The organism is Herbidospora sakaeratensis (assembly GCF_001570525.1).
Lineage (GTDB): Bacteria > Actinomycetota > Actinomycetes > Streptosporangiales > Streptosporangiaceae > Herbidospora > Herbidospora sakaeratensis.
On the sequence record NZ_BBXC01000024.1, the window covers coordinates 98,025 to 124,007 of the forward strand.

31 protein-coding genes and 1 tRNA gene are annotated in these 25,983 nt (G+C 65.2%); 12 read left to right on the top strand and 20 right to left on the bottom strand.

Going from position 1 to position 25,983, the window contains the following annotated elements:
• Nucleotides 1-101: 101 nt before the first annotated feature.
• The 9 genes from AW271_RS34285 to AW271_RS34320 all read right to left on the bottom strand — a co-directional run bounded on the left by AW271_RS34285 (nt 102) and on the right by AW271_RS34320 (nt 6,033).
• Nucleotides 102-1,472, bottom strand: a complete 1,371-nt coding sequence (locus AW271_RS34285) for a tyrosine-type recombinase/integrase (RefSeq protein ID WP_062341818.1) — start codon at nt 1,470-1,472, stop codon at nt 102-104.
• Nucleotides 1,469-1,660 (bottom strand): helix-turn-helix transcriptional regulator, encoded by a 192-nt coding sequence (locus tag AW271_RS34290; RefSeq protein WP_062341820.1) that lies wholly within the window; start codon nt 1,658-1,660, stop codon nt 1,469-1,471. The genes AW271_RS34285 and AW271_RS34290 overlap by 4 nt, the downstream gene beginning before the upstream one ends.
• A complete protein-coding gene (locus AW271_RS34295) occupies nt 1,657-1,842 on the bottom strand; it encodes a helix-turn-helix domain-containing protein (protein ID WP_062341822.1) in 186 nt (61 codons plus the stop codon). The genes AW271_RS34290 and AW271_RS34295 overlap by 4 nt, the downstream gene beginning before the upstream one ends.
• Nucleotides 1,839-3,167 carry a replication initiator gene (locus AW271_RS34300; protein ID WP_369408510.1) on the bottom strand — a complete coding sequence of 443 codons (1,329 nt, stop codon included), beginning with the start codon at nt 3,165-3,167 and terminating at the stop codon, nt 1,839-1,841. The genes AW271_RS34295 and AW271_RS34300 overlap by 4 nt, the downstream gene beginning before the upstream one ends.
• 97 nt (nt 3,168-3,264) lie before the next feature.
• A complete protein-coding gene (locus tag AW271_RS43010; protein ID WP_275935791.1) occupies nt 3,265-3,396 on the bottom strand; it encodes a hypothetical protein in 132 nt (43 codons plus the stop codon).
• Nucleotides 3,397-3,399: 3 nt separating this feature from the next.
• Entirely contained in the window at nt 3,400-3,744 is a 345-nt protein-coding gene (locus AW271_RS34305) for a hypothetical protein (RefSeq protein WP_062341826.1), read from the bottom strand.
• 16 nt (nt 3,745-3,760) lie between these two features.
• On the bottom strand, nt 3,761-4,372 hold the full coding sequence (locus tag AW271_RS34310; RefSeq protein ID WP_062341828.1) for a DUF2637 domain-containing protein: 612 nt from the start codon (nt 4,370-4,372) through the stop codon (nt 3,761-3,763).
• Nucleotides 4,373-4,394: 22 nt separating this feature from the next.
• Nucleotides 4,395-5,708, bottom strand: coding sequence for an FtsK/SpoIIIE domain-containing protein (locus AW271_RS34315; protein WP_062341830.1), 1,314 nt, complete (start codon nt 5,706-5,708; stop codon nt 4,395-4,397).
• Complete coding sequence (locus tag AW271_RS34320) at nt 5,701-6,033, bottom strand: SCO3933 family regulatory protein (RefSeq protein WP_062341832.1); 333 nt, start codon at nt 6,031-6,033, stop codon at nt 5,701-5,703. The genes AW271_RS34315 and AW271_RS34320 overlap by 8 nt, the downstream gene beginning before the upstream one ends.
• 103 nt (nt 6,034-6,136) lie before the next feature.
• On the opposite strand from AW271_RS34320, the gene AW271_RS34325 reads away from it, so the two are divergent.
• The 3 genes from AW271_RS34325 to AW271_RS34335 all read left to right on the top strand — a co-directional run bounded on the left by AW271_RS34325 (nt 6,137) and on the right by AW271_RS34335 (nt 8,241).
• Entirely contained in the window at nt 6,137-6,481 is a 345-nt protein-coding gene (locus AW271_RS34325) for a GntR family transcriptional regulator (RefSeq protein WP_062341834.1), read from the top strand.
• Between the two features lie 540 nt (nt 6,482-7,021).
• Nucleotides 7,022-7,762: a DUF5919 domain-containing protein gene (locus tag AW271_RS34330; protein ID WP_062341836.1), complete on the top strand. Its 741-nt coding sequence runs from the start codon at nt 7,022-7,024 to the stop codon at nt 7,760-7,762.
• Between the two features lie 2 nt (nt 7,763-7,764).
• Nucleotides 7,765-8,241 (top strand): NUDIX hydrolase, encoded by a 477-nt coding sequence (locus AW271_RS34335; RefSeq protein WP_062341838.1) that lies wholly within the window; start codon nt 7,765-7,767, stop codon nt 8,239-8,241.
• Here the strand turns inward: AW271_RS34335 and AW271_RS34340 are convergent.
• The 3 genes from AW271_RS34340 to AW271_RS34350 all read right to left on the bottom strand — a co-directional run bounded on the left by AW271_RS34340 (nt 8,209) and on the right by AW271_RS34350 (nt 9,667).
• Nucleotides 8,209-8,781 carry an HD domain-containing protein gene (locus AW271_RS34340; RefSeq protein ID WP_062341839.1) on the bottom strand — a complete coding sequence of 191 codons (573 nt, stop codon included), beginning with the start codon at nt 8,779-8,781 and terminating at the stop codon, nt 8,209-8,211. The two genes, AW271_RS34335 and AW271_RS34340, sit on opposite strands and share 33 nt — an antisense overlap.
• A gap of 66 nt (nt 8,782-8,847) precedes the next feature.
• Entirely contained in the window at nt 8,848-9,345 is a 498-nt protein-coding gene (locus tag AW271_RS34345) for a GntR family transcriptional regulator (RefSeq protein WP_245653338.1), read from the bottom strand.
• Complete coding sequence (locus AW271_RS34350) at nt 9,329-9,667, bottom strand: hypothetical protein (RefSeq protein WP_062341841.1); 339 nt, start codon at nt 9,665-9,667, stop codon at nt 9,329-9,331. The genes AW271_RS34345 and AW271_RS34350 overlap by 17 nt, the downstream gene beginning before the upstream one ends.
• 153 nt (nt 9,668-9,820) lie before the next feature.
• Here AW271_RS34350 and AW271_RS34355 point away from each other — a divergent pair, with 153 nt between their 5' ends.
• The gene (locus AW271_RS34355) at nt 9,821-10,552 is read left to right on the top strand and encodes a hypothetical protein (protein ID WP_062341973.1); all 732 of its coding nucleotides are present in this window, start codon (nt 9,821-9,823) and stop codon (nt 10,550-10,552) included.
• A 159-nt stretch (nt 10,553-10,711) separates the two neighbouring features.
• Here AW271_RS34355 and AW271_RS40350 read toward each other — a convergent pair whose 3' ends face one another.
• The 3 genes from AW271_RS40350 to AW271_RS40355 are packed head-to-tail and all read right to left on the bottom strand — an operon-like array spanning nt 10,712 to nt 12,848.
• A complete protein-coding gene (locus AW271_RS40350; RefSeq protein ID WP_157554927.1) occupies nt 10,712-11,314 on the bottom strand; it encodes a hypothetical protein in 603 nt (200 codons plus the stop codon).
• A complete protein-coding gene (locus AW271_RS39135) occupies nt 11,311-12,291 on the bottom strand; it encodes a ParB/RepB/Spo0J family partition protein (RefSeq protein WP_083977640.1) in 981 nt (326 codons plus the stop codon). Before AW271_RS39135 ends, AW271_RS40350 begins: the two co-directional genes overlap by 4 nt.
• A 44-nt stretch (nt 12,292-12,335) precedes the next feature.
• On the bottom strand, nt 12,336-12,848 hold the full coding sequence (locus AW271_RS40355; RefSeq protein ID WP_157554929.1) for a hypothetical protein: 513 nt from the start codon (nt 12,846-12,848) through the stop codon (nt 12,336-12,338).
• 980 nt (nt 12,849-13,828) lie between these two features.
• Here AW271_RS40355 and AW271_RS39140 point away from each other — a divergent pair.
• Both AW271_RS39140 and AW271_RS40360 read left to right on the top strand, forming a co-directional pair.
• On the top strand, nt 13,829-14,545 hold the full coding sequence (locus AW271_RS39140) for an HNH endonuclease (RefSeq protein ID WP_218008250.1): 717 nt from the start codon (nt 13,829-13,831) through the stop codon (nt 14,543-14,545).
• A gap of 122 nt (nt 14,546-14,667) precedes the next feature.
• Nucleotides 14,668-14,748: transfer RNA gene (locus tag AW271_RS40360), tRNA-OTHER, on the top strand.
• 261 nt (nt 14,749-15,009) lie between these two features.
• On the opposite strand, the gene AW271_RS34365 is transcribed toward AW271_RS40360, so the two are convergent.
• The 5 genes from AW271_RS34365 to AW271_RS34380 form a co-directional block, all read right to left on the bottom strand.
• The gene (locus AW271_RS34365) at nt 15,010-15,498 is read right to left on the bottom strand and encodes a hypothetical protein (RefSeq protein ID WP_062341846.1); all 489 of its coding nucleotides are present in this window, start codon (nt 15,496-15,498) and stop codon (nt 15,010-15,012) included.
• 493 nt (nt 15,499-15,991) lie between these two features.
• Nucleotides 15,992-16,384 carry a 4Fe-4S cluster-binding domain-containing protein gene (locus tag AW271_RS43235; protein WP_369408511.1) on the bottom strand — a complete coding sequence of 131 codons (393 nt, stop codon included), beginning with the start codon at nt 16,382-16,384 and terminating at the stop codon, nt 15,992-15,994.
• 234 nt (nt 16,385-16,618) lie between these two features.
• Entirely contained in the window at nt 16,619-16,963 is a 345-nt protein-coding gene (locus AW271_RS34370) for a VOC family protein (protein ID WP_062341848.1), read from the bottom strand.
• Nucleotides 16,964-17,938: 975 nt separating this feature from the next.
• Nucleotides 17,939-19,966 carry a SpoIIE family protein phosphatase gene (locus tag AW271_RS34375; RefSeq protein WP_218008251.1) on the bottom strand — a complete coding sequence of 676 codons (2,028 nt, stop codon included), beginning with the start codon at nt 19,964-19,966 and terminating at the stop codon, nt 17,939-17,941.
• A gap of 110 nt (nt 19,967-20,076) precedes the next feature.
• Nucleotides 20,077-21,744: an alpha-keto acid decarboxylase family protein gene (locus tag AW271_RS34380; RefSeq protein WP_062341851.1), complete on the bottom strand. Its 1,668-nt coding sequence runs from the start codon at nt 21,742-21,744 to the stop codon at nt 20,077-20,079.
• An 87-nt stretch (nt 21,745-21,831) separates the two neighbouring features.
• On the opposite strand from AW271_RS34380, the gene AW271_RS40365 reads away from it, so the two are divergent.
• The 6 genes from AW271_RS40365 (at nt 21,832) to AW271_RS34405 (ending at nt 25,897) form a co-directional block, all read left to right on the top strand.
• Nucleotides 21,832-22,050: a hypothetical protein gene (locus tag AW271_RS40365; protein WP_157554930.1), complete on the top strand. Its 219-nt coding sequence runs from the start codon at nt 21,832-21,834 to the stop codon at nt 22,048-22,050.
• 36 nt (nt 22,051-22,086) lie between these two features.
• A complete protein-coding gene (locus AW271_RS34385) occupies nt 22,087-22,311 on the top strand; it encodes a hypothetical protein (RefSeq protein WP_062341977.1) in 225 nt (74 codons plus the stop codon).
• Nucleotides 22,312-22,320: 9 nt separating this feature from the next.
• Nucleotides 22,321-22,869 (top strand): DUF6879 family protein, encoded by a 549-nt coding sequence (locus tag AW271_RS34390; protein WP_218008252.1) that lies wholly within the window; start codon nt 22,321-22,323, stop codon nt 22,867-22,869.
• 80 nt (nt 22,870-22,949) lie between these two features.
• Nucleotides 22,950-25,001 carry an ATP-binding protein gene (locus AW271_RS34395; RefSeq protein ID WP_169806443.1) on the top strand — a complete coding sequence of 684 codons (2,052 nt, stop codon included), beginning with the start codon at nt 22,950-22,952 and terminating at the stop codon, nt 24,999-25,001.
• The gene (locus AW271_RS34400; RefSeq protein WP_062341854.1) at nt 24,994-25,563 is read left to right on the top strand and encodes a GNAT family N-acetyltransferase; all 570 of its coding nucleotides are present in this window, start codon (nt 24,994-24,996) and stop codon (nt 25,561-25,563) included. The genes AW271_RS34395 and AW271_RS34400 overlap by 8 nt, the downstream gene beginning before the upstream one ends.
• Before the next feature lie 16 nt (nt 25,564-25,579).
• Nucleotides 25,580-25,897, top strand: a complete 318-nt coding sequence (locus tag AW271_RS34405; protein WP_062341857.1) for a hypothetical protein — start codon at nt 25,580-25,582, stop codon at nt 25,895-25,897.
• The last annotated feature ends 86 nt before the right edge of the window (nt 25,898-25,983 follow it).

Below are 25,983 nucleotides of genomic sequence, written 5' to 3' on the forward strand. Positions count from 1 at the left end.
GGCGAGCGACGGACTGGACGATTCTCCGCTCCCGAAGGAAGTCGACAAGACGGCTCCGTGACCAAATGCTTGGTGAGGCCTACTCGCTGTTGCTAGATCAGTCAGTCGTTCAGGGCCTGCTCGATGCGACGATTGGCGATCTCTGCCCCGCCGTCGATGCACTTCGCATAAACCTTCAGCAGAACGTCGACGCTGTGGCCGGCGCGTTCGGCGACATCAGGCGGGGCTACACCCGAGTTGAGCCACAAACTGACAGCGGCGTGGCGGAGGTCGTAAGGCCGGGCCGCCATTGGGGAGGTCACTTGGTCGGGTGTCAGCGCGAGGTTACGTGCCGCTTTCCACGCCTCGCAGTAGGTCCCAATCGAGATGATCCCGCCCCGCTGGGTCCGGAAGAGGCGGCCGTCGTCGTTGACGCCGAACTCTTCGATGTGTTCACGCAGGATGGCCACGAGTCGTGGGGGGATGGGGACCGGTCGGCCTTCATCTTCCGCGCGGTGTTTCAAGCCTCGGTCGTCGTGACCGTCGCCGGAGTCGGTCCAGCGCTTGTTGGACTGGGGCTTGGACTTTGCGAGGAGTAGGAGGCCCCATCCCGACTCGGGGAGTTGGCAGTCATTTTCGCGGAGGGCGAGGGCCTCGGCCGGGCGCAGGCCGGCGTAGTAGAGGCAGGCGAAGAACGCTTTGAGGTGACGTCCGCGCTTGACGAGGCCAACATAGGTGACCGCGTTCAGCAGTTCACCAGCCTGCCGGGGGTTCACGACGACCCGGCGGTCGACGACCTCACGGACCTTCGGAGGCTTCCACGCCTTGACCTTGTCGATCGGGTTGGACGGCAACTCTTCCAGATCGACGGCGTATTGCAGGGTGTTGTAGAAGACCGAGCGCTTGCGGGCGATTGTGGTCGCTGCGGCGGCGGTGCCGTCGAGACGAAGCGTCAAGGCGTCCAGGCCGAGCCGGACCAAGCGCGGCTTGGCCAACTGCTCGATCGGTAGCGAGCGCTTGTCGAGCCAGGCAAGTGCCTCCTTGATCTCGGGAGGTTGGGGCAAGTCGCGGGTTGCTGGCGACAGGGCGTACTGACGCAGAGCGGAGCGCATCACCCCCGCGTCAGGCCGTTCGGTCGCATCCTGGTCGACGAGCGCGGGGATGACCGTGGACAGAGCGTCAGTCATGCTGTCGCGGGTCTTCGCCGCCGCATGGGGCCACTTCATATCCACGTACGCGAGGGCAAGCGTGTAGAAGTTCGTGGACTTCTTGGCCTGCACCATGGACAGGGGGAGGCCGGTGTCGATGTCGAAGGCTTCGCCCCGCTTGGCGGCCTGGCGGAGGTCGGACAGGAAGCTTTCGGCCAGGGCCTTCGTGCGGAAGGTTCGTGACCTCTCCTTGCGGCCCACCGCCCAGCGCACCACGTAGGACGGCGCCTTGCTCGACTGGTTGCGCTTGATCTCCCACAGCTTGACGTCGTATGAGGGGTTCACGACGCCTCCCGCAGGGTGTCCAGCCAGGCGGCGAGTTCGCTGCGGTACACCCGGATCTCTCCGTTGGGCAGCTTCAGACCGCGCGGCGCGTGGCCGAGTTCGCGCCAGCGGTAGAACGTCCGGCGGGAGACGCCGCCGAGTTCGTCGAGGATCTGCCGGACGGTAAGGAGTTCGTCGTTTCGCCTCATACGGCGGCCTCCGTGCAGGCGAGGCCGAGAACGTAGAGGTGAAGAGAGCCGATGGGGATGAGGAGGCACCCGTCAATGCGGATGGAGACGAGGGCGCCCGAGTCGAGAAGCTGGTCGAGCTTGTCGGACGAGATCGCCAACGCCTCGGCGGCATCTTCGACGGTCAGCAGGAGACTGGTCATCGGGCACCGCTCAGGCTGTCGGCGATGAGGGCGTCACCGAGGGAGAGGCCTCGCCCGACGTACTCCCAGGTGCCGACGATCTCGGGGTCGTCGTCGAGGAGCGGCAGGCGAGCGTGTGCGGTTCGTTCAGTGCGGATGTCGCCAATGCCCACCGAGTAGTGCCGGGAGCGGGTCGAGAAGTGGCCCCGGAAGCCGAGCATGTGCGCCCAGTGGGCGAGGTTGAGATCTGCGGTCGCTTCCTGGTTGTTGAGGCGGAAGCATTCGGCGATGAGGCGTCGGGCGTGGTCGCGGACGGGAAGGGCGGCCAGGTCGTCGGTCAGCCGGATAGGCCGGTCGAGGGTGCCGACGCATTCGGCGGCTTTGGTGGCGTACTTGGCGATGTAGGCGGCTACCGCGGATTCGGTGAGGTCGCCTGACAGGGTGATTGGGCGGATGTCGAGTTGGGCGCCCCAGCGCAGGACGCGGGCCGATTCGTCGTCGAGGGCGGGGACGTCCGCCCGGACGACGCGGGCCGCGTGCGTGACGGCCGCCGTGAGCAGGTCGCAGGTCGCCCAGGTCGGAGGTCGGGAGCTGGGTCCGTCCGGGCCGTCGAGGCGGATGACGGCGTGCAGGTGGACGACGCCGCGTCGCTGGTATTCGGCGACTTTAGCGAAGGAGACGGCCAGGTGTTCGCGCATCTCCTTGAGGGTCAGGCCGCCGGACTTGGCCAGGTGCCGGCGCAGGGCGTCGGTGAACCGCTTCCAGAGCAGCGGGGCCAGCGCGTTGAACAGGACCGACCCGGCGTGGTCGTAACAGCCGGGGCAGAGCGGTTCGCCGAGCACGGGCTCATGGATGCGGTGCCGGGCTTTGCAGGACAGAACGCGGCCATGCCCGCAGGTGGGGGCGGCTCGTCGAGCGTGGCAGGGGTGGGTCTTGCCGTGGTGTTCCCTGCGGGTGTGGACAGGCCCGAAGGACGGTGCGGTGAGCGTGACGAACAGGCAGGGGTGGGAGGCCACTGAGGCGGGGACGCCCTTGCCGCCGATGAGGCCGGCGCGGATGAGGTGGTAGGTGTCGGCGCGGTAGGTCTCGGCGCAGGCCGGGCAGCGGGAGGCGCGGCGGGTCTTGCACGGCAGCCGCAGGACGCCATCGGGTTCGGTGCGGGTGGTGTAGCGGTGGAGCAGGGCGCCGGTCTGTCGGTCCCGGTATTCGGCCCGGCCGCGAAGGTGGATGGGCTGGGCGCAGCCGCCGGCTCGCCGGATCTGGGCGGCCCATCGGTCGTAGTCAGGAGCGTTGAGGCGGGAGATCATGCCGTCGATCGCGTGCGCGTTACGGGTTGTGGGGGGCAAGATGGGGTCCTCCTTTCACTCGTTGGGGTGGAGGGATGGCCCCCGACCCGGCGTGTGTCTTGGCGGATGTGCGGCCAGGCCGGGGGCGCTCACAGGGTCAGCAGAAGCCGAGCCCGTGGCAGTGGTTGCAGGTGTCGCCGTAGGAGTCGACGCCGGTTCCGCCGCAGTGGCAGCACCGCCAGCGCTTGGGCGTGATCTCCTCCGGTTCGAGCTGCTCGTCTTCGGTCATGTCTCAGGCGACCTGCGACGGCGAGACCTGGACGTTGTCCTCATAGGAGCTCTGGGCCGCGTACCTCTCGCGGGCCTCGCGCATGGTGGCGACGGCTCCGTATTGCACCGGCCCGAAGCTGCGGCAGGTGGAGTAGTGGCCGTGGGACAGGTCGTTCGGCTTGATCTCGGTGCCGAGGCCGGCCGCCATGGTGTCGACGACGGCGCGCATCTCCTTGTCATCGGCCCGGGGCGGGTAAACGGTGATCGCGATTTCGGTGCTGGGGACGGGGACGCCGGGATTGGCGTCGAGGAAGTCGGCCAGATCGCGGAGTCCGGCGATGAGGGCCGAGTGGCGGTCGTGCGTCATGGTGGGGCTCCTTTCGTCAGGCGGTTTTCGGCGCGGTGCGGAGGTCGCGCAGGAGGGCTGAGGCGAGTTGGCTGGAGACGCCCAGGCGGGCGCGGAGCGCGTCGCGGGTGATGGGTTTTCCGTGCTGGGTTCGGTGTTCGTCGGCGATGCGGCGGGCGTAGTCGAGGAGGGCGGGGGACGGTCCGTGCGGGTCGGCGGGGACGAGTGCGGATGGTTCCGGTTCCGTTCTGATGACCGGGGACGGTTCGGGACGGGGTTCGCCGACGCGGCGTTCGAGCATGGAGACCGCGATGAGGAAGGCTCCGGCCGGTGTGGCGGCGGTGAGCCATCCCCAGGCGGTGGGTTCGGCTTGGTTGAGGTTGGCGGCCAGGGACAGGGCGATTCCGCCGATGAGGACGAGGGTGGGCCAGGATGTCCAGCCGCGACGGGGACGGCCGGTCTTCTTGTCGCGTTGGCGTTCGCGGGCGGCCATGACGCAGGTCAGGTCGATGCAGATGGCGACTGCCCAGGCCATCCAGCCGTGTTGGCCGTGTTCGGTGGCGGTGTCGCGGATGTGGGTGAAGGAGCCGATTCCGGCGATGAGGGCCAGGACGAGGACGGGTCCGGTGTCCAGGAGTCGTTCTCTCACGGCGTCCTCCCTTCGGTACGGGTCAGACGTAGTCCGGGACCTTGTGGCCTGCGGTGAGGTCGGCCCAGTCGGGGGTGAGGTAGGCGTAGGTGGTGGCCGCGTGTTCGGCGGTCTGTTCGCTGACGTAGAAGGAGCGGGCGCGGTACCACTGGCCGTCCTGTCCGGCGATGATGGCGACACCGGGAGTGTCGGCGGGGATGGCGCGTGCGGAGTCGAGGGCGGCAGGGTCGAGGTCGCCGAGGGTCATGGTCGCGGTTTCGGGGTCGTTGACGCGGTGGCAGACGCGGCCGGAGCACTGGGCGCGGAGTGCGGTGACGCCGGAGCCGAGGTCGGAGCCGATGCGCTGGCCGGAGCAGAACAGGTAGATGCCGAACGCGCGGCCGAGCTGGGCGATGCGCAGGAGCGCGGTCGAGGTGCGGGCGATCTCGTCTTTCTCGCTCTTGTCGGCCATCAGGTACAGCTCTGCCAGCTCGTCGACCAGGACCACGACGGGCACCGGGCGGACGGCGGGTGGGAGCTGCCAGATGTTGCGGGCGCCGGCCGAGCGGCACAGTCCCATTCGGCTGATCATCATGCCGACCAGGTCGGCGAGCAGGGCGCTGCATTCGGTTCGGCTGGTGGCCAGGGCCGACAGGCGGGGGCCGTACGGGGCGAGTTCGACGCCGCCTTTGAGGTCGAAGCCGACCAGCGCGACCGGTTGGCGCGCGAGACCGACGATGAGCGCGTTGGCGAGGTTGGACTTCCCGGACTGGGTCGCGCCGGCGTTCAGGTAGTGCGGGACGGTCTTGAAGTCGATGACCCACGGGCTACCGGTCTCCAGTCGGCCCACGGTGACCTTGAGGAGTTCCATTGAGGGCGGGACCTCGTCGACGTTGACGAGGGGATCGCGCAGGGTGACGTGTATTCGGAGACGGCCGGGTTTGTCGCTGGAGACGCGGACGGCGTGGACGCCCCAGGAGTGCGCGAGCCGTTCGGCCGCTTCGGAGTAGTCGGCGGGAATCTGTCCTTCCAGGAGCCGGAGGGTGACGCGCCAGCCGGTGCGGGTCGGGACGGGGAACCACATCCACGGCTTGGTGTCGACGGCCACCCGGCGGAAGCGCCGCCGGACGCTCACGTTGCCCGTGGAGACGATCGCCGAGGGAGTGATCGTCCACCAGAAGCGCTGGCGTTTCTTGGTCAGGCCACAGCCGAGAGCGACCTTCCGCCAGGTGAAGCGGACGTTCAGCGCGGCGGGGACGTACCCGACCACGTACCAGAACGACCGGTAGTGGAAGTGCCGCCAGGCGCCGAACGTGGCCACCAGGGAGAGGACTAAGCCGAGCAGGATCTCACGCATAGTCGCCGGCCTTCCTGGCTGGCTGGAAGGAGGTGGCGCGGTAGGAGATGCCCCACCGGCCGCCGACCTCCCAGACGTAGCCGACCAGGCCGACCGGGATCACTGCGTCGCCGACCTTGACGGGCGGCTCTCCCGAGACGCCGATCTTGGCGAGTTCGATGCGGTCGAAGTCGTCTTCGACCGACACCGTGACTTCGAAGACGGCCTGTCCGGTCTTGTCGAGCTTGATCTCTCCAGTCTCCTTGTTGAGGATGCGCGGCCGAGGGGCCTTGACGCAGGTGAAGACGAGCTTGGCGGTGTCGACGGGGATGGGGATCGTGCGCATGTTCGGACCTCCTTATGGCTCGTTGCCAACATAGTTAACCTAGTTGGCTTGGCTGTCAATGACACGGTTGGCTTGGTCGGCTATGCGTGGTGAGATAGGGGCGATGGTCAAGAAGACCGGCCGGCCCGGCTACCTCCAGATCGCCGACGAGCTGCGCGAGCAGATCCGCAGCGGCTCCATCGCGCCCGGGGAACCCTTGCCGTCCACGGCCCAACTGGCCGAGACGTTCGGCGCTTCGCTGTCGGTCGTGAAGATGTCCGTGGGGCTCTTGCGGAATGAGGGACTGGTGGTCGGCCAGCAGGGCAAGGGCGTCTTCGTCCGAGAGGACGCCCCGCCCGCCGACGACATCCGCGCCGAGCTCACCGCGTTGCGTGCAGCGGTGGCCGACCTGACCAGGCGACTGGAACAGCTCGAAGAGAGCGCGTCTCAGCGCATCGCGACGAGTTAGGCCGCCTCTCGCGGACGTGGCAGCCGACCACGCGCCGGGCGAACCCCGCCGAAGCGGTGGGCGCCGACTCGGGCAGGTGCCGGCGACGGTCCTCCTGACGCATGCCGATCAGGACGACCACGAAGCAGATCAGGATGACCACGGCCAGGACACCGGCCAGGATCAGCGGCAGCCAGCTCATCGGGGTACCCCCGGCGTGTGGGCCTTGCGGGAGTCCTTCGGCGGTCGGCGGTTGCTGTTGCGCCGGGCCTTGCGCCGTCGTCGTGACCTCTCGTGCTTGGTGAACCGGTCGCGAGCCATGCACTTACGGCATCGAACCTGACCGTGGACCAAGAGTGCGCCGCACTCACAGCCGGGCGTCTCCGGCGTTAACGCAGTCGTGTTTGCCATGCTCATTGCTCCTCTCGTCGCGGTTTCCGTGGCTTGTGACACACAGATTGCGGCGAGAGGCGCGGACGAGATCACTACACGACGGGACGTGTTAAAGACGTCCGGCCTACTATGGCCACGTCCCCGGAAGTCCCTAACGCGGCTGGTGAGATGGCGAACGAGAGACTGCGCGCGGCTCTCCTGGAACGCGGGAAGAGCGTCGCGGACTTGGCTCAGGCCATCGAGGTCGACCCCAAGACGGTCGAGCGGTGGATCACCAAAGGGCGCGCGCCGTACCGAAAGCACAGGTACGCGGTCTCTGCCTATCTCTCCATGGACGAGAGTTACCTGTGGCCGGAGGCCCTGACGCGCGAGCAGGTCGCCTCAGCGTCGGAGAGCGAGATCGTCAATCTCTACCCGCACCGCTGGGCCGTCCCCCGGGACACCTGGGGACGACTCTTCTCATCCGCTGAGGAGGAGATTGGGATCCTCGTCTACAGCGGCATGTTCCTCGCGGAGGATTCCGGCATGGTGCGCATGCTGGGCGAGAAGGCCAAAGCGGGAACGCGGGTGCGAATCCTTCTTGGCGACCCGGACAGTGCCGAAGTCGCCAAGCGCGGAGCTGACGAGGACATCCACGACGGTATGGCCGCGAAGATAAGGAACGCGCTCGTCCTCTACCGGCCCATTCACCGTCTCAAGGGCGTCGAGATCCGGTTGCACAACACCGTCCTGTACAACTCGATCTACCGCGCCGACGATCAGATGCTCGTCAACACCCATGTGTACGGAGCCCCCGCCGCCAACGCGCCCGTCCTGCACCTTCGACGGGTGGCCGGCGGCGACATGGTGAGCACCTACGCGGAGAGCTTCGAACGCGTATGGTCCGAGGCGGTCCCGGTAGAGTCCTGATCATGGCGAAGCGGATCGACTTCTACGACGACCCGGACGCCCCCGCGCCCAACAGCCTCGTCCCGTCCGTGAACGTCGTGGTCACCAACGACGCCGGGGACATCCTCATGATCCGCCGCAGCGACAACGGCAACTGGGCCGTTCCCGGCGGGGCCATAGATCTGGGCGAGTCCATTCCGCAGGCCGCCGTACGGGAGACGCTCGAAGAGACCGGGGTTCTGTGCCGGGTCACCGGGCTTGCCGGCACCTACAGCGACCCGAAGCACGTGATCCTTTACACCTCGAATGGTGAGGCGCGGCAGGAGTTCTCTCTCGTCCTGGTCGCCCAGGCCGTCAGCGGCGAGCCGACCCCGAGCAGCGAGTCGACCGAAGTGCGGTGGGTTCGGCGTGATCAGGTCGCCGCGCTGACGATGGACCGGTCAATGCGCCTGCGGATCAGCCACTACCTAGGCGGGGCAGCCCAGCCGCACATCGGATAGGGCAAGCTTGGCTTCCACCGATTGCACGGCCCGCAAGATGTGGGGTTCGGCCTGGTTGATCGACCACGTCACCGCGTCGTCAGGGCCGTAACGAGAACGGATTTCGGCGAGCCGCTCGACCACCGTGAGCGGGATACCGTCCGGGCTGGTGGTCATGTCGCAGAAGGTGAGCGCTTCGACCAGGTCCCCGCGCTCTTTGGGGAACTCGCCCTGGAGGATGTCGAGCAGGCCACGTTCATCGGCCTCGATCTCGGCGCAGGTGTGGTGGGCGACCAGGCGGCACAGCAGTTCGTCGGCGCCGTGTACGTCGCGGAGGTAGCGCCCGCCGTCGATGGGGTGGAACCCGACGTCGATCAGGTCCGGGGCGTATCCGATGTCGTGGAGCCAGGCGGACGCGGCGAGAATCTCGGCGTCCTTGCCCAGGATCGGCGCGAGCTGTTCCGCCCGCCGGCCGACCCCCTGGGTGTGCTCCCAACGGCGCGGCAGGTGCCGCTCAAGAACCTTGCGTGCCAGGTCACGTGCCCACTTAACTTGTCCCATGCCGTTCACGGTAGGCAGGACGCCCGGGACGCACCAAGAGGAAGAACTTGGACGTCCCAGGACGTCCTACCCGTCCTGGTCAGCGCCACGGACGAAGCGCCCCTTGCCGTGCTTGACCACGATCAGCCCTTCACGCTCCAAGACGACCAACGCCTGTCGAACCGTATTCCGTGAGGCGCCGAACTGCTCGCGAAGGTCGTTCTCACTCGGGATCGCCGTCCCTGGGCGCAGATCTCCTCTGCTGATTCGTTCCCGGAGATCGCGGGCGATGAGCTGATAGTGGTACGGCTCCGCCTGCGCATCGCCACCGGCCACGAGCCGCCCCCGGGACGGGATCGTGACGACCAGGCCCTCTCGTTCCAGTTCGGCGAAGGCTTTGCGCACTGTATTGCGGGCGACCCGGAATTCCCGGCACAGCTCTCCTTCGGAGGGCAGCGTCACACCCGCCGGGTACTGCCCCGAGGCGATTCGCTGGCGGAGCTTGGCGGCGATCTGCGGGAACACCCGCCAACCGACTAGCACCGTACTTTCGTCCATCTCGGGCGGCTCAGGCTCGGTAGGCATCGGCGATGTTCTGCAAGTTCACGGTGAGCTCTCCCTGCTCGCCGGCGCGCCAGCCCACTTCCGCCGCGCGTCTGATGAAGGCAACCGCGTGCGGCAGTTCCAGGCAGGAGACTCGCTCGTCGGGCTGGTCGCCCCAGTAGAACCACCAGAACCCGGTGTGGACGTAGACCCGGCGCATGCGCATGTTGCAGTCCTCCACTTCCAGGGTCGGCCGCGAGTTCTGGTCGACGAGGTAGACGGCCTGCCGGAGAGTCAGTTCACGCCTGAGTCCCGTCAGCGCCGCCTCCTGATAGATCCGTAGCTGCTCCTGTGCCTCGTTCATCGGTGCTCCTTCGGCTCCCGTGAGGCGCGAGTGCCGCGCCCAGGTCGAACGAGCTTCCGTTGTGGGGCAGGAACCTCTACACCGCGACTTAGGGACGTCTTGGGACGTCTCATGTTAGCGTGGGGTCTAAGGCCCGCGTTCCGAGAGGTAAGCGTGAGCGACAACCTGAAGTACGCCCTCGCCCGAGCACAACTCCGGTCCGCCGATCTCGCCGCCGCTCTGGCCGTGGACCCCAAGACCGTTGACCGCTGGATCGCCGGCCGAGTGCCTTATCCGCGCCACCGCTACGCCATCGCTGACTTCCTCCAGGTCGCCGAGAGCGAACTATGGCCGGAGGTCGCGCAGCGGCAACGAGTCATCGCTGACGAGGTGCAGACGGTGTACCCCCACCGATGGGCAGTTCCGCAGGCCGCGTGGAAGCAGCTCTTCAAGAGCGCCACCAAAGAGATCGGCATCCTGACCTACAGCGGGTTGTTCCTCGCCGAGGACGCCGGGCTTCTCCGGCTGATCGCGGAACGTGCGCGAGCAGGTGTCTCCGTGCGCATACTTCTTGGCGATCCAGACAGCCGGGAAGTCGCCGCCCGAGGCGCTGAAGAGGGCATCGGGCCGGAGGTCATGGCCGGGAGAACTCGGAACGCGATCACACTCTACGGGCGACTGCGGGACGTCGAACGGGTCGAGGTCCGGTTGCACGGGACGGTGCTCTACAACTCGATCTACCGAGCCGATCGGGACGTCCTGGTGAACACCCACGCGTACAGCACGCCAGCGGCTGACGCGCCCGTCATCCACCTACGGAGCAACAGCGACGTGGGAACGGCAGCGGTCTACCTGACGAGCTTCGAGCGCATCTGGAACCAGTCGCAACCGTTGGTGGATGCCTGATCAGTTCTGGCAGCCAACCTCAGCCGTGATCAAAAAGAAGAATATCTGTACGTCTTCAAGGCGGCGCGCCTTCGGCTCGCCGCGCTGGGCAGTCGCCGGCCGCGCTGCGGCTCTTCGGCCGGTCGCGGCCCGCACCGCCCAGGCGCTTGAGGCGCCAACTCAGGTAAGTTGCGAGGAGTCATCGGCACTGAGGGACTGAACCAGGCGTTCAATATGCATAAGGATGTCATCGCGCTGCTTGCGTTGACGAGCAAGCGCCGCTGATGTGCCATCGCCTCGCCAGCTGGTGCTGGGTTGGCCGAGCGGAACGGCAAGAGCGAACTGTTCACTAACTGGCTTATCTAGGTATCCGATACCTTTAAGCACTTCGTACACCTGGGCGTAGTCAGCATATTTGTGATTTATCTTAGGGTCGCTCAGGTAAGCCTGGACGCGCTCGTTTGCGCCATGCTCTTCTCGAAGTAGGTGAATCATGGCCTGCCGACGGTATCGGACGGCACCCGGGGTTCTTCCAATCCGATGGCCAATCTCTAGGTAAGTCTGGTCTGGAGTTGCCGTGATTACCGTGACTGTCTCGACAAGGGTCCACTTCTTGCGGTATCGGTCAGCTACTTCTACTTCTACTTTAACTTCTTCGGCCATGCGCTCCCAAAAAGCGCGTTCTCCGGCGGGAATTATTTCCAGTTCATGTGGATTGAACTGTAGCTTGCGTTCATGGTGCTGAGATTCATTCGCGGAGAAGCCGTTAGCCGGGGCGGTCATGAGGGCTCCTTCTTCATAGTAGGCAGCGAGGTGATTTCGGTGTTGATGAAGTTCTCCAATTGACTCGCTGCCTCATAGAGTCGATGTGTAGCGTCACGTTTATCGGCTAGCTGGATTTCGGCTATTTCGCGCACTCCCTTCGCCTGAAGCTCCTGAATTGCTTTCTCTAGCTGTTCAATGCGCTTGAACAGATCCTTTACTGCCGCCCTGTCTGGTACGAGGCCCGGATTCGCGGGCTGAGTCTGCTTGGCTGCCTTATCTACCTGAGACTTTGCCTGCGCCTCGTTTCGTCGAGCCTTGACGACGTTGCGAATTCCCTTCTCCAATTCGCGAGCGTCGTTCACGGCTCGCTTGTTGTCTTGCCTAGCGATCGATTCTGCTGCACGGACTTGTTCATCAGGCTTCAAGCGCCATGATCGTTTGTCGGAGGATGCATATTCAGCGAGAACCCGGAGGGTTGGTTCATCGAATTTTTCAGGGTGCGCCTGTATGACCCTTAGGGCGCGCTCGTCGATCTCCAGGAGGCGCAGAGAGTTGCGTACACTTTCTTCTGTTTCTCCTTCAAAGCAAGCGGCGACGCCGGCGTTATCCAAGCCGAAATCCTCCTTCACTGCTTTGAACATATAAGCACGCTCAAGATCGATGAGTGGCTCGGCCATGTTCGCAGCATAAAGATGCTGCTGAATGAGCAATTCGCGCTCTACGTCGTGACCCGAAGGAACTCGATAGATGTTTGCTCTCAGGGCGGGAATGCCGCCTTTTAGTGCTGCAGTATAGCGTCGATGGCCATTTATCAGCTCGTATGTGCCATCCTCATTCTCCAGTAGAGAAACGGCATGAATCTGCCCGTGCCTACGGATGCTGTTTAGGAGATCCGTAATTCCCAGATCTCCTGTTTGCTGCCGGACTTTCTGGCGGGATGTCTTTATCTCCTTCAGGGAGATTTCGATACCTGTTTGAATAACTTCAAGTCCCATTTATTTTCCTTATGTTGAAGAAATGTCATGCATATGGGCATACGCTATTCCGTGCTGATACCAAGTGCGTCTATCAGGGGAATGAGCGTTTTCATTGCAATGCATAGCCTTACCAGGCCCTTGCCTTGCCGCCCTCCCACATAGCTTCCTAGCCCCCGCTCGCCTCGACGGACGAGAATTTCAGCAGCCTCGGCCGCCGAATCGAAGTCTGTCCGCATGTTGTACTCACTTCGGAAGCTCGTGGCCCCCGCTACTCCCATGAGCAGCGAGAGAGTAGCTTGCAGTTCGCGCGAACTGGTGCCATCAGCATGTGCGCCAAGCGCAAGCTCGACGCGTACGTTTGCGTCCGGATGCTTGACCACAGCATCCAGATGTGCGGCAGTAAGGCTACCGAGCGCATCATGGCCGATTCGGTCGCGCAGTTCGGGTCCGAACACACGTGCGAGGCGGGCTGCCTTCTTCGCCTGATCGGGTGTTACCCCAAGGGCTTGGGCGGCGTGTGCGTAGGTCTGCCCGGAGCTGTGCCGCGCGAGGATAGCGTCACCGAGGTGGAGCACGTCCTGTGCTGTCTGCCTAACCACTATTGCAGGGTCGCATAAGACGTGCTTATCCGCTGGATGTTGGCGTAGTCCAAGTATTCCCTGCTCAGCAGGGATTTCTAGGCGCAAGCGCGATCTTCGACGGGGCTATCGGCTTTGTCGCACCCTGTCGCACCCGTCGACCAAGAGGCGCTGTGTACTACTAGCTGCCTCTGCCGCCGAGCCTCATCCCGTCAGAGCGCTGAGCACTCAACCTCGGTGAAGCAGCAGAGGTCGTGATCCTGTCCGGACCCTTCGACCTCCCTCAAGGAGGTCGAATCTATGGCAACGGTAGGCAGGTTAAGGGGCGATGGCTCGCATCCGGCACGTGCTGGTCGCGGCATGCCCTCCGCCAGCGCACTTCGCCGCCCATGCTCGCTTATCGCGACTATCCACTGCTCCCAGACGGTTCCCAAGTGAGTTGCCAGCTTACTCGGGTCAGTGAGACTCCCCGGGTGCCGGATCGGAGCAGGGCGACCAACGGGCCGGCCCGGGAGGTTATCCCGGATAAGAACCTCAGGCTCGGGGCCTCATGAGAGCGGACTGGTCATGGTCTGTTCCAGCCGTTCTCAGCGCGCAAACAGACCACAAGACCGAGGCCGCTTGTCAGCTACTGCACCTGTTCCTTGCTCGGCGGAGGTTGGGACTCTTCCATCTTTGCCATCACCGGGTGCTGGGACGCGTGTTGCACCTCGCGGCACTCTCTCGGTAGCCGAATTTGGCCGGACTTGCAGAGCATTGACCCTGTTAGAGTGTCACTGCCGAAACGAGCATCTTGTCGAACTCGTGGCATTGCTGATGTATATCCTGACCCGTATCATCATCTGATTTCGGAAGAATAAGCGATGACGCAAAGGCCGTTGCCTGAACCTGGTTCTCCTGAACTTAAAGTGCTATCTACCCGTGCGCATCATATTTTGTATGCCTACCTATTTATGCGGCGCGATGACCCTCCTACCATGCGAGAGATCCGTGCGCACCTTCAGGAGACCCTGGGAGAAGCCCCCTCGCAGACCGACCGACGCGTTCGCGACCTGCGGGATCACTTCACTATCCCCGCCAAAAGGATAAGCGGTGAATATCGCTATGTTCTTGAGGGCTGGACGACAAGCCGCACCAACGGTTCCAGGAAGTCCATCAGTGGTGCTGTCCGGGCGCAAGTTCTCTCTCCGCAGCGCTGTGCGATGTGCGGACGCACACCTTTAGATCACCAGGTCACGATGGTTGTTGACCACAAGCTGCCCCGGCATTGGGGCGGAAGCGACGAGATCGGGAATCTGCAGCCCCTTTGCGAAGAGTGTAATTCTGGAAAGAAAGCCTATTTTGCTAATTATGAACAATTTGACGAGGCGATTCGCCAGGCGGCCGGGCATCCTGAGCCACACGGGCGCATCGGGGAGTTGATGAAGGCATTCGCAGGTGACTGGGTACCCGCAGAATTGATTGAAATTGTCGCTTCAATTAGGCAATATCAGGAAGATTGGAGGAAGCGGACGCGAGAGTTACGGCTCCTCGGCTGGGTCCTTGAGACAGAAAAAAGAAAGGAGGCCGAGACCGGGCGCATTCGAGTGCGGTACCGAGTGACAAGCTGGGAGCCCTGGCCGCAAGGTTCTATCGCAGCAGAAGTTCGCCGTCGAGACCCATCCAACAACCGAGCGCCCGCACCAGAACGCTAATGCCTGCTAATTCTTGCCGGCCGGGCTCCCCGAGGCCTGGGGTGGCGGGTGGGTTGCGCGATATTCACGCGATGATCTTTGCTCGATGGCCGGTCCCACGAGCGTATACCAAGGTCATGGGCGGAAGTTCTCACAACTCTGGTGGTCTTGAAAACCGCTAGGGGCGGTGACGTTCCTCGTGGGTTCGAATCCCACGCTCTCCGCCTAGCTTGCGACACGTGATCTGAGCAGCGCTGATCGTTTTTGATGTGCAGCTCCACGTGGGTGGTCGCGCATATCTACGAGTAGGGCTCGGGCCGCCTTCAGGTTTCGTGTCAGGGTGCCGATCGAGACGCGCCCGCTGGCGAGTGTCCGTGATTGGTGGTGGCCTGTCGGCGTCTTAATTGCCACCAAGAAGCCGATTCCTGTGTTCGGAGGCTGAGGCCGGCGGCCGGGCGGGCTTTTCCGCCGCCCGGCCTGGCGGATCAGTTGAACGGGTTGTCGTAGGTGCCGCTGCTCTTGGTGCGGCTCATGTACTGGCCGTTCGTCCTGCTGAACCAGCCGGCGGTGACGTCGAAGCGCAGGTTGTAGACGGCGCTGCCGAAGTTGACCTCAGAGCTGTACAGCGCCACCTGCTGGCATCCCGTGGCCGAGCTGGAGCCCGACCAGATGGGGTAGCTGCCAGAGGATCCGTTCACCACGATGACGGCGGACGGCTGGGGGTAGGCGCCGCTCTGCCAGCAGATGCTCAGCGAGTAGCGGTATTTCGTGTTGGAGTCGTCGAACGCGATGGTTCCCTGCAACTGGGCCAGCGGCATGCCGCTGCCGTCGTTGGCGGTCACCTGTACCCAGACCGACTGGTCGGGGCCGTAGGCGGCGTGGGCGGGGGTGGCGGGCAGGATGAGGGCGGCCAGCGCCATGAAGGCGAAGGCGATCGACGTCGTCAGGCGGCGTCCCCTCGGGCGTTTGCTCAATTCACACCTCGTCGATTGTAGGAGTGATGGAACGCCCGGAGGCTATATATGCGATCTTGGGTCGTCCAGTAGGCGCTATTTGGGACCGGTCTCACGAATACCAGCCGAATCATCGGTTTATGCGTCTGGTGTGTGACCAGGGTCTGTGTGGAATTACGGTCTGGACCGTAGGAGCTGAAATTTTCACCCTGAATAGCACGGGCTGACCTGCGAAGATTCGATCTTCGAGGGAAGTGGCTCGCCCGCGCCGAATATGGCCGTTCATTCAATCGGCCCCGGATATTTCCGATACTCCTGTGTGGTGCTCGATTGGCTGCGCGTGAATCAGCGGGTGGCCGGTCGAGGCGGTCGTGCTGGTCCTTGCGTTCGGGTTCGGCATGGCTGACATGCTGACGATCATTCACACTTCATAGCGATCGACGGCGAGTTGGATCCGCACCCTTTTGTGGCGGTGAGTGAGTTAGGCGGCGTTCGGCCAGCAAGGTAGTCAGCTTCATGGTTTGGTTGGCTGATTCGCGCCAGATGAGGTCGGTGGGTCTTGTACCGGCCGATGTTCACCACGTCGGCAGGCACAGGGAACTGCGGTGGGGCTTGTCGAGTGCGTCCGGCTCATAGCCGATGTAGACGAGGATGTCGGCTTCCCCGCCCTCTCTGGACTCATGGGCGAGGCCGAGGGAAGCGGTGAGTGCGGGCGCCTGTTCGAGAATTCGCCGCCGTTCACAGTCAGACTTTCGGCGCCGACGTCGAGGGCGTCCCCCGTTCGGTCACTTCGATGGTGTGACCACTCTCGGGATTCCAGGTTGTTCTGGGACACGCAGCCTCGGCAGGTCAGGGGGCATTCTTGCGCCCAGACGTCCAGACGCGAACCGTAGCCGAGCGCGGTCATGGGGAGTGCAGGCGATTCAGGCTCGGGATGTTAGAGGAGTCCACTGGGGTCCTCTACGGAGGTGTTAGAGACTGAGCAGCAGGTTGGGGAGGTCCAGCCTGGGGCGATGAGCAGGGCGGAGGTCGTGTCCTTGCCGCAGCGGTCTTCGATCAACACCAGGGCGACTTTGGGCCGCCCGGTCGTGACACCTCAATCAGGTCGTCTATCGGGTCTGCTGCGGGCAGATGGGTGAGCTCAATCAGAGGTCGATACCAGGCAGAACTCGTTGCCCTCTGGGTCGCGCATGACCTGAAACGCGCCCTGGGCGTCGATCTGCAGTGGCCCGTTCTGCTCCGCGCCCCAAGCGAGGGCCGTGGCGGCGGCAGCGGCGACGTCGCCTACTCCGATGTCCAGGTGGGCCCGGTTCTTGCCGGTCTTCGGCTCGGGCACCCGCTGGAACGCGATCCGCAACGACCCGTCCACATACGACCAAGACGGGTCGCGGTGAACCGGCGGCGCGCCGAGCACCTTGCCCCAGAACGTGGCGAGCAGAGCCGGGTCGGCGCAGTCGAAGATGAGCTGGGTTGGCGTTCCGAGCATGCCGCTTAGCCTAGGACGATGAGAGCGGCCGCCTGTCTTTGATCGTCCGGTTGCGCGGCCCCCCGGAAGACTCCTGCGGCTTCGATCGTGCCCCTGCCGGCCACGTCGTCAGGTTGCGAGCTCCCTGACGAGAAGGCCGATGATCTTCGGGCTGTCGATGCCCGCACGGCGTGGCGGAACGTCTGGATGGACGCAGACCGTGGGTCCATGTCACTGCTCGCGGCGGGCCCCGACGGGGCGTTGTGGTCGACGTACTTCAGTGAGATGGAAGAGGGCGGCGCTCTGGTGATCAGGGTGACGGACCTTTCGGATCCCGCGCGCCCGGCCACAACTCGCGCAGTCCAATGTCGCGGCGGCCTCCGTTGAGAAGGCGTGGGTGTTCGGTGTGTCCAACGGCGCCTCGCCCGAGGACGTCGCCGGGTTCGTCGCCACCTTCACGGGCGATGGCTGGCGCTCGGAAGCGCTGGCCGAACCGGCCGCGCGATCGGTCGGCTGGTCCATAACCGCCGCGCGTGTGGTCGATGGCCAGGTGTGGGCCGTCAACGGGACGGCAGTGGTGGCAGCACCCCTCCCCGTAGCAGCCGCGGCCCTGTCGTCAGGTGACGGCGAGATCGGAGCTCGCAACCCGCCTGCGGCGATGCGCTGGAAGTCCGCGACCTGGCGGCAGATCACGACACCGGCCGTCGTGGTGGCCGGCGCCGATGACGTCTGGGTCGTGGGCGGGGTCTCGTGGCTCGTCGGGGGCGAGTACGACGAGGAGAACGAGCCCCTGGAGAAGGGCCACCCCCTCGCGTCGCACTGGGATGGAACCGCCTGGACGTGCCACTGGGGGCCGGTCACCTCCACCGTCGGCCGCATGGTCCGGTTCAGCCAGGCCGAACCTGACGGCGACGGCGCCCGCTGGGCCCGCCATCGTTTACCCGGAACCGCGCCGCGGGTCGACTCGCTGGCCTGGCGGCCGGGAAGCCGGGAGGTCTACGCGGTCGGATCGGTCAGCTCCGAGGGGCCCCAAGGGCCCAGGATGCGGGCCATGAGCAGGGCGATGTCGTCTTCGGCGGGGGCGTCGCCCACCATGGAGTCGATCACGGTCGCGCACATGTGCTCCAGCGTCGCCGATTCCTGTGTCGCGCGGGCGAGCACGTCGCCGAGTCTCGTCATGCCCGCGTCGAGGTCGGCCTGCCGGGTTTCGATCAGGCCGTCGGTGTAGAGGGCGAGCAGGGTCCCTGCCGGCAGGTGCAGGTCGTAGCTCTGGAAGGTGCCCAGGCCCACGCCGATCGGGGTGCCGGGGGGCAGCGGGGGGAACGTCACGTCGCCGGTCGGGGTGATGATCGCGGGGGGCGGATGGCCCGCAGTGGACATGGTGCAGTGGCCGGTCTGCGGGTCGTAGACGGCGTACAGGCAGGTCGCGCCCATGGCGTCGGGGGTGAGGGTGTCCTCTGTCATGAGGTGGTCGAGGTGGGTGAGCAGTTCGTCCGGGGGGAGGTCGAGGTAGGCCAGGGCGCGGACGGCGGTGCGCAATCGGCCCATGGCGGCCGCCGCGTTGATGCCGTGGCCGGTGACGTCGCCGACGACCAGGGCGAGGCGCGCGTCGGGGAGGCGGATGACGTCGTACCAGTCGCCGCCGACGCCCTCGTGGGTGTCGGAGGGCAGGTAACGGGAGGCGACCTCGACGGCGTCGCCGCCGCACAGGTGGTGGGGGAGCAGGTCGCGCTGGAGGGCCAGGGCGGTCAGTCGTTCGCGGGTGTACTGGCGGGCGTTGTCCAGGCTCAGGGCGGCGCGCGTCACGAGTTCTTCGGCTATCAGCAGGTCGTCTTTGCTGAACGGCGCCGGGTTGGACGTGCGGGCGAAGGCGGCCACGCCGAGCACGTCGCCGCGGGCCTCCAGGGGGACGACGATCAGGGAGTGCATGCCGGTGGCGTGGATCATCCGGGCGCGGCCCGGGTCGCATTCCAGCCAGGTGCCGGGGGAGGTGTCGAGCACGGGCTCGAAGTGGGGGCGGCGGGAGTGCAGGACGTCCATGAACGGGGATCTCGGGGGCACGTACACGGCCTCGCCCCGGTCCCACAATGACTCGGGGGCTCCTTCGTGGATCGAGGCCACGCCCGCCCGCCGGAACGCGGGAGTGCCGGCTTCCGTGGTGGCCAGGCGGCGTAGTGGCTCGGTGCCGGGCAACATCGCCTCCGGCAGGTCGACGGTGACGAAGTCGGCCAGGACCGGGATGGCCAGTTCCGCCAGTTCCTGGGCGGTGCTCATGACGTCCAGGGTGCTGCCGAGCCGGACGCCGGCCTGGCGCAGGAGATCCAGATGATCGCGGGCCTTGCTGTTGCTGAAGTCCAGCGCGACCGAGCAGACGCCCAGCGGGCTGCCGTCCGCGCCGGTCAGCGGCAGCAGGGAGATGGACAACACCCGCTCCTCGGTCCCGTAGGCCCAGTGGGCCTCGCGGTCGATCATGGGGCGGCCGTCGGCGAGGACCTCGCGCACGGCGTCCCGCACGCCTTCGTTGTCGATGCCCGGTATGACCTCGGTCAGGGAGCGGCCGATGCGGTAGTAGGGGTAGCCGTCGCGCAGTTGTTCGGCCGCCTCGTTGAACCAGACGCAGCGCAGGTTCCGGTCCCAGATGGCCATGGCGATGGGGAAACTGCCGATGAGCGATTCCAGGAGGGCGCCGGTGTCGGTGGACAGGTCGATGGTGACCGGGATCGCCGACAACAACCACGACTCCTGGCGGCCGTCGTCGCCCAGCGTGAGCGGCGCGGCGTCGGCGCGCACGATGACCACCTGGCCGTCGCGCCGCCGCACCTCCATCATCCCCTTGCGGGGGAAGAAGGCGCCGGCGCGGCCGTCGGCCGGGAGCAGCGTGCCGATCGAGCGGCCGAAGATGTCGGCCGCGTGGTAACCCGTGAGCTCTTCCGCGGCCTGAGTCCAGCCGATCACCGCGCCCGAGCCGTCGACGACGGCGACCGCTGGGGTCGCTCCTCCGAGCACACTGTCAGCCGATTTCATGCCATCACCCGCTTTGCGGTGGGGGACGAGTTCGCTGCCAGAAATGTCAGAATAACTGGGTCTACCTGGGCATATTCGAACTTTGACCAAGCTTTGCGGCACCTGTACGGTCACCGACGAACATCGCTCAGGCCCGAGTAGAGCGTTTCGGTGTTGGCGTGGAGTTGTTCCGCCAGGGGCGGGGCCGTGTACGTGTCGGTCACCACCTCGATGTAGCAGCCGCCCCTCGCCGACTGGGCCGCGTCCATGGCCTGGTCGAGTTCCCGCAGGGTCGTCACCCTGGCCGTCTGCCAGCCTTCGCAGCCGAGAACCGAGGGCAGTTCCGAGTAGCGCCACTGCCCGAGGTCGTTGTAGGCGCTGTCGGGGTCGCGGCAGAGCAGGCGTTCGATCAGGTAGCCCTGGTTGTTGAGGACGAAGACGACGGGACGCAGGCCGTACCGGCCGAAAACGCTCAGTTCCTGGACGGTGAGCTGGTGCGAGCCCTCGCCGGTGATCAGCACCACCCGCCGGTCGGGGGCGGCGAAGGCCGCGCCGACCGCGGCGGGGGTGGCCCAGCCGATCGAGCCCCACATGGTCTGGTTCTCGAAGGTGACATGTTTGGGCAGCCGGGCGAAGGCCATGCCCAGCGACGGCGTGCCGGTCTCGGCCACCAGGATGTCGCCCTGCTTCAGGAACGACTCCCAGCGCGGGTAGAGGGTCTCGGCGGTAATCGGGTCCTGGCCGCTGCCGCGGACCGGGTCCATGCGGGTGAGGTCGGTGCCGGGCATGGGCCAGTTCCGGTCGGGCAGGTCGCTGACCAGGGCGGGCAGCAGATCCTTCATCTCGACGCTCTGGTAGGTCAGGCCGTCGACCCGGGTGTGGTGGTGGCGGATGTCGATGACCTTGGCCGGGTCGAGGTCGGCGGTGAAGGCGCCGCTGTTGAAGTCGTGCATGAGCGCGCCGATCATGACGACGGCGTCGGCGTCCTCGACGAAACGGCGCACGCTCTCGTTCATGAGCTTGCCGTCGTACATGCCGGCGAAGGCGGGGTCGTCCTCGTCGAGGATGCCCTTGTCGGCCACCATCGTGGCGAAGGGCAGGCCGGTGGCGTCCAGGAAAGAACGCAGTTCGTAGCCGAGCCCGGCGCGGACGGTCAACAGTCCGGGCAGGACGCACGCCGTCTCGGCCTTGCCGAGCATCCGGGTGATCGCCTGGACGACCGCCGCGACCTGCGCGGGATCGCTGGCCGGGGGCGGCAGCGGCGCGGCCTGGCTGACGATCGGCATCGACGCCAGGTCGGCGGGAAAGGCCAGGTAGACCGGGCGGCGGTGGTAGAGCGCGGCGCCGATCAGCCGCTCGATCTCGGCGGCGGCGTTCTGCGGGGTGAAGATCGCGCTGGCGCAGACGACCGGTTCGCACATCCGCCGGAACACGTCGAACTCGCCGTTGCCGAGCGTGTGGTGGACCAGCGAGTGATGCGCCTGTACGGGCATCCTCGGCATCCCGACCAGGTGGAACACCGGCAGATGATCGGCGTACGCCCCGGCGATGCCGTTGATCGCGCTGAGTTCGCCGACGCCGTAGGTCGTGCAGACGGCCCCGGCGCCGTTGACGCGGGCATAGCCGTCGGCGCTGTAGGCGGCGTTGAGCTCGTTGCAGCTGCCGATCCATTCGACGTCGGGGTGGGCCACGATCGCGTCGTCGACGGGGAACGCGTAGTCCCCGGGGACGCCGAAGACGTGGCGTACGCCGATGTCCCGGAGGCGGTTGAGGACGTGCTCGATCACGGTGGTGGCCATCGGACTCCCCCTTGTCGTCTGCCAACACGGGAAGCCTGCCCAGTTAAACGTGACTAGTCACCATAAAACGGGCAGATCATCGAGAGGGTGATCAACCTCCGCTGCGGTCGTCATGATCTGGAAGTCCTGGCGGCGTGTTTTCGGTCATGGATCGACTCAAATGTCATTTGGTTAATCTCGTTTACTCATGTGGTGCTGGTCGGCGACTATGCTGGGGCCGAGGTGGCACGTAAATGGATGTGCCCGGAAATTGCATGCTATGAGTTCTCGAACCGCCGGGTTGACCTGATGAGATTGCCGGGATAACTTGTGGGCAATTTTGGCGATCTCATGGGAGGCCCCGTGCGGCTCGAGATGCTCTTTAAAGACCAGAACTCCGGCGGCAACGGTTGTCCGGCCGTCTACTTGGCCGATAATGGCCAGATTGTGGTTCAGGGGCCTGCGGTCGACGAGGACACTTCGTCCAACCTCGTCAACGTTCTGCCAGGTGAGATCGCTCTGCAGATCGCCCCTGAAGTTCTGCTCGGAGCAGTCGAGAGACTTCGCGAGAAGGGGGAGGCCTGCTAAGTGGGACGGATGTTTCGGTCCCTCGACGACGCGGAGTTCAACCGCTTCTTCACCGATTTCCGCTTCACCGCCTACCGTCTGGAGTCGTTGCAGCGCTACGACGTCTCATACGAGAAGGCGGAGTTCGATCTCTTCCTGGGCGGGCAGCAGCGTGGTGAGTTCCCGGGCATCGCCCGGTGGATAGAGGAGACCGTCAAGCCGGCGCGGGCCGCCGGAAAGCTTGTCCACCGCGTCCACGTGGTAGAGGAGCCCTTGTCGGACTATGTCCGGTTCGAATGCGCCTGGTCCTATACGCACACTGTGCAGGCGGGTGAAGACGTCCGGCTGATTCCGGTCTCATCCGGAGAGTGGCCGACGGGGATGCCGCATTATGACTACTGGCTCTTCGACTCATCCATTCTGATAACAATGCACTACGAAGAGGGCGGCACCTTCGAGGCAGCCGAGATCGTGGACGATCCCGAGAGGATCGTCCAGGCCAATTTCTGGCGCGACATGGCAGTGGGGCGGTCCATCCCGTTCCCCGCGTTCGCCGAGAAATATGACAGTGTGTTCTAATCTACGGCGAGTCGGCGCAAATGCAGAGCTTCAGTAACGACTTCACGGGTGATGCCGACTCTGTCGTACAGATTGGTGCGATGCACGGCTCCATCAATCTGACATCTCGCGCCCGGGCCCTGCCGTTGCCTCGACAGTTGCCCCTGCCGGTCGCCGGCTTCGTCAACAGGGTGGAGACCATCGCGGCCTTGGACCGCCTCCTCGCCACCGAGGGCGGCACCGGTGGAGTCTCCACCATCGCCGGTCCTCCGGGCGTCGGAAAGACCGCATTGGTCATGCACTGGGCACATCGCGTTCGCGACCGTTTTCCCGACGGAGACCTCTATATCGACCTGGGGGGCTACGGGCCGAGCGCCCCGTTGAGTGCCGACCAGGCGCTCGACAGTTTTCTACGGGCGTTGGATATTCCGAAGGAGGGCATTCCCGCGACGCTTGCGGAACGTGCCTCGCTGTTCCGTTCACTGGTGACCGGTCGGCGGATGCTCGTTGTCCTCGACAACGCCGCGGACACTGCGACGGTGCGCCCGCTTCTGCCGGCGTCGCGCGGTTGCTTTGCCTTGATCACGAGCAGAAGTAGCCTGGCTGGATTGGTAACACGGGAAGGAGCCGCGCGTGTGACCCTGGACGTGCTGAGTCCATCGGACGCCGTCGAGTTACTCGTGCAGGTGATTGGCAACGCCCGCGTCACCGCAGAACCCGACGCGGCCTTTCGAGTCGCCGAACTCTGCGGCCATCTGCCGTTGGCGTTGAGAGTGGTGGCCGAACGCGCGGTCGACCGACCGAGACTCGTACTTTCGGACCTCGTTGCCGAGCTCGAAGAGGAACAGCACAGGCTCGACTCACTCGCATCCGGGGAAGATGAGCTCAGCGATGTCCGCGCAGCCTTCTCGTGGTCGTATCGTGCACTTGCGCCCGAATTGCAACACGCTTTTCGGCTGCTGGGCCTTCATCCCGGCCGGGAATTCGGTGTCGAGGCGGCTATGGCGCTGCTCGAGTCCGGCGAGCCACGTATCACTCAGCGGCTGTTGGAAACGCTCTGCGCGACCCATCTCCTGCAAGAGGTGGCCCGAGGTCGCTATCGCCTTCACGATCTGCTTCGGGCGTATGCGAAGGAGCTTCTGCACGAAGAGGTCAGCGCGAAAGACCAGGCGCTCGCCGTCCGCCGGATTCTCAGTTGGTATCTCCTGACCACCGACTCCGGCCGGAAGGCGATACTTCCTCACTCACATGAGGTACCGCTCGTGCCGGCCGGGCGGCTCCAGATACCGGCATTCGACGATGCCGGGGAGGCCATGGTCTGGTTCGAGGCCGAACGCCTGAACATCCTGGCCGCTCTGGATCAGGCTCTGGACGCCGGCCAGTACGACATCGCGTGGAAACTGCCGGTCGTCGCCGACGGTTTCTTCGAACTCCACTCGTACTGGACGGAGTGGGAGGCCATCCACCGTGCCGGAGCGGAGGCCGCACGCATCCTCGGCGACCGCCTGGGTGAGGCGTCGAACGTTTTCGCCCTGGGAGACGCCGACTGGCGCGGCGGGAGACCGGAGAGAGGGATGGCGAACTACGAGAGCGTCATCGCCTACGGTCAGGAGGCCGGCGACGCGTGGCTCACCGGTTTCTCCTTCCGAGGTCTCGGACTCATCCACAAGGAGACAGGTCGCCTTGACGAGGCTCACACCTGTTTTCGGTCCGCCCTGGAGGTCTTCCGCTCGGGGGGACTGCGGCGAGGAGAAGGCATGGCGCTGCTCAGCCTCGGCGAACACGCCGCACTGCTGGGCGACTTCGAAAAGGCCGCTTCGCTCGGGGCCGAGGCGGTGGAGGTCTTCGTCGAAGCCCGAGACGAATGGAGCGCGGCCTGGGGGACTCGCCCACTCGCCAGAGCACTGATGGAGCTCGGGCGCAGCGGCGAGGCTCACGTGCTGCTAGAACGGGCGAGGGCGACGTTCGAGCGCTTCAAAGACCGGCGGAGCCTCGCGATGACGCTGGCGATGATGGGTGACGTACACCAAGGTCAGGGCGACATCTCGGCAGCGCGACATCGCTGGAACGAGGCGGCGGAGCTCTATGAGGCCTTCGGCGAAAACGCCCTGGGCGGAGAGTTACGGGCGAAGGCCGCTGAACCTGATGAGTGAGTTCGTTCTGGAACTGAGAGGCGGGACGCCACCCGAAGACTGGTTCACTTCCATCTGCGCCATTCACGATGACGTGTTCCTCGGAGAACCTTTCGCCTGGACGCCGGACACGTCACAGGAGAATGCGGAGGAACTCCGCCGGCTGTCCGAAGACCCGAGCTTCAGCGTGGCGATGGCGTGGCAGGGTGGTGAACCGGTCGGGTATGCGTACGGTCACCGTCTGCCTCCTGGCCACGGATGGTGGAGGGCCATTCCCGAGCCGCTCCCGGCCGCGTTCACCGCCGAATGGGATGGCCGCACCTTCGCTCTCGTCAGCCTCGCTGTCGTTACTGACTGGCGAGGGCACGGTATCGGCAGAACACTTCTCGACAACCTGCTCGGCTCCCGAACCGAGGAGCGTGCCGTCCTGTCCGTACAGCCGACGGCGCTGGGCACCCAGGAGTTCTACCGGCGTCTCGGCTGGCGCTTGATCGGCAGAAATGGCCCCTTCGCCGGGATCACGCCGCCTCGCTGGGACGTCTACGTATTGGAGCACCTGTCCCGCCCGAGTCCGGCCCTTTGATCATTGGAGTCTTCTCATGGATCCCATCACGCTCGCGATCGCAGGCGCCCTCGCTACTGGTGTCGCCACCGGAGCGGGAGAGTCGGCGGGAACAGCTCTGTCGACGATGTTCGGTCGTATCCGCGACCGCTTCCGCGATCGGCCGGAGGCACTCGAGTCACAGGAGACCGCGGCGGCCGCACTCGAGACGGAGTTCTCGCGCGATCCGGCATTCCGTCAGGAGTGCCATGCCCTGTGGAACCAGGCGCAGAGTGGCGGTGTGGCCAATTCCTTCACCGGTCAGGCCAACAAAGTGATCCAGGCCCGGGACATCCACGGGAACATCACCTTCTGAGCGGCCCGACCGTTCGGGCGACGTAGGCGGGGCTCCAGATCCGCTAGCCTGGCCGCTCCACCACTTGAATAGAGGAAAGGTGCGGT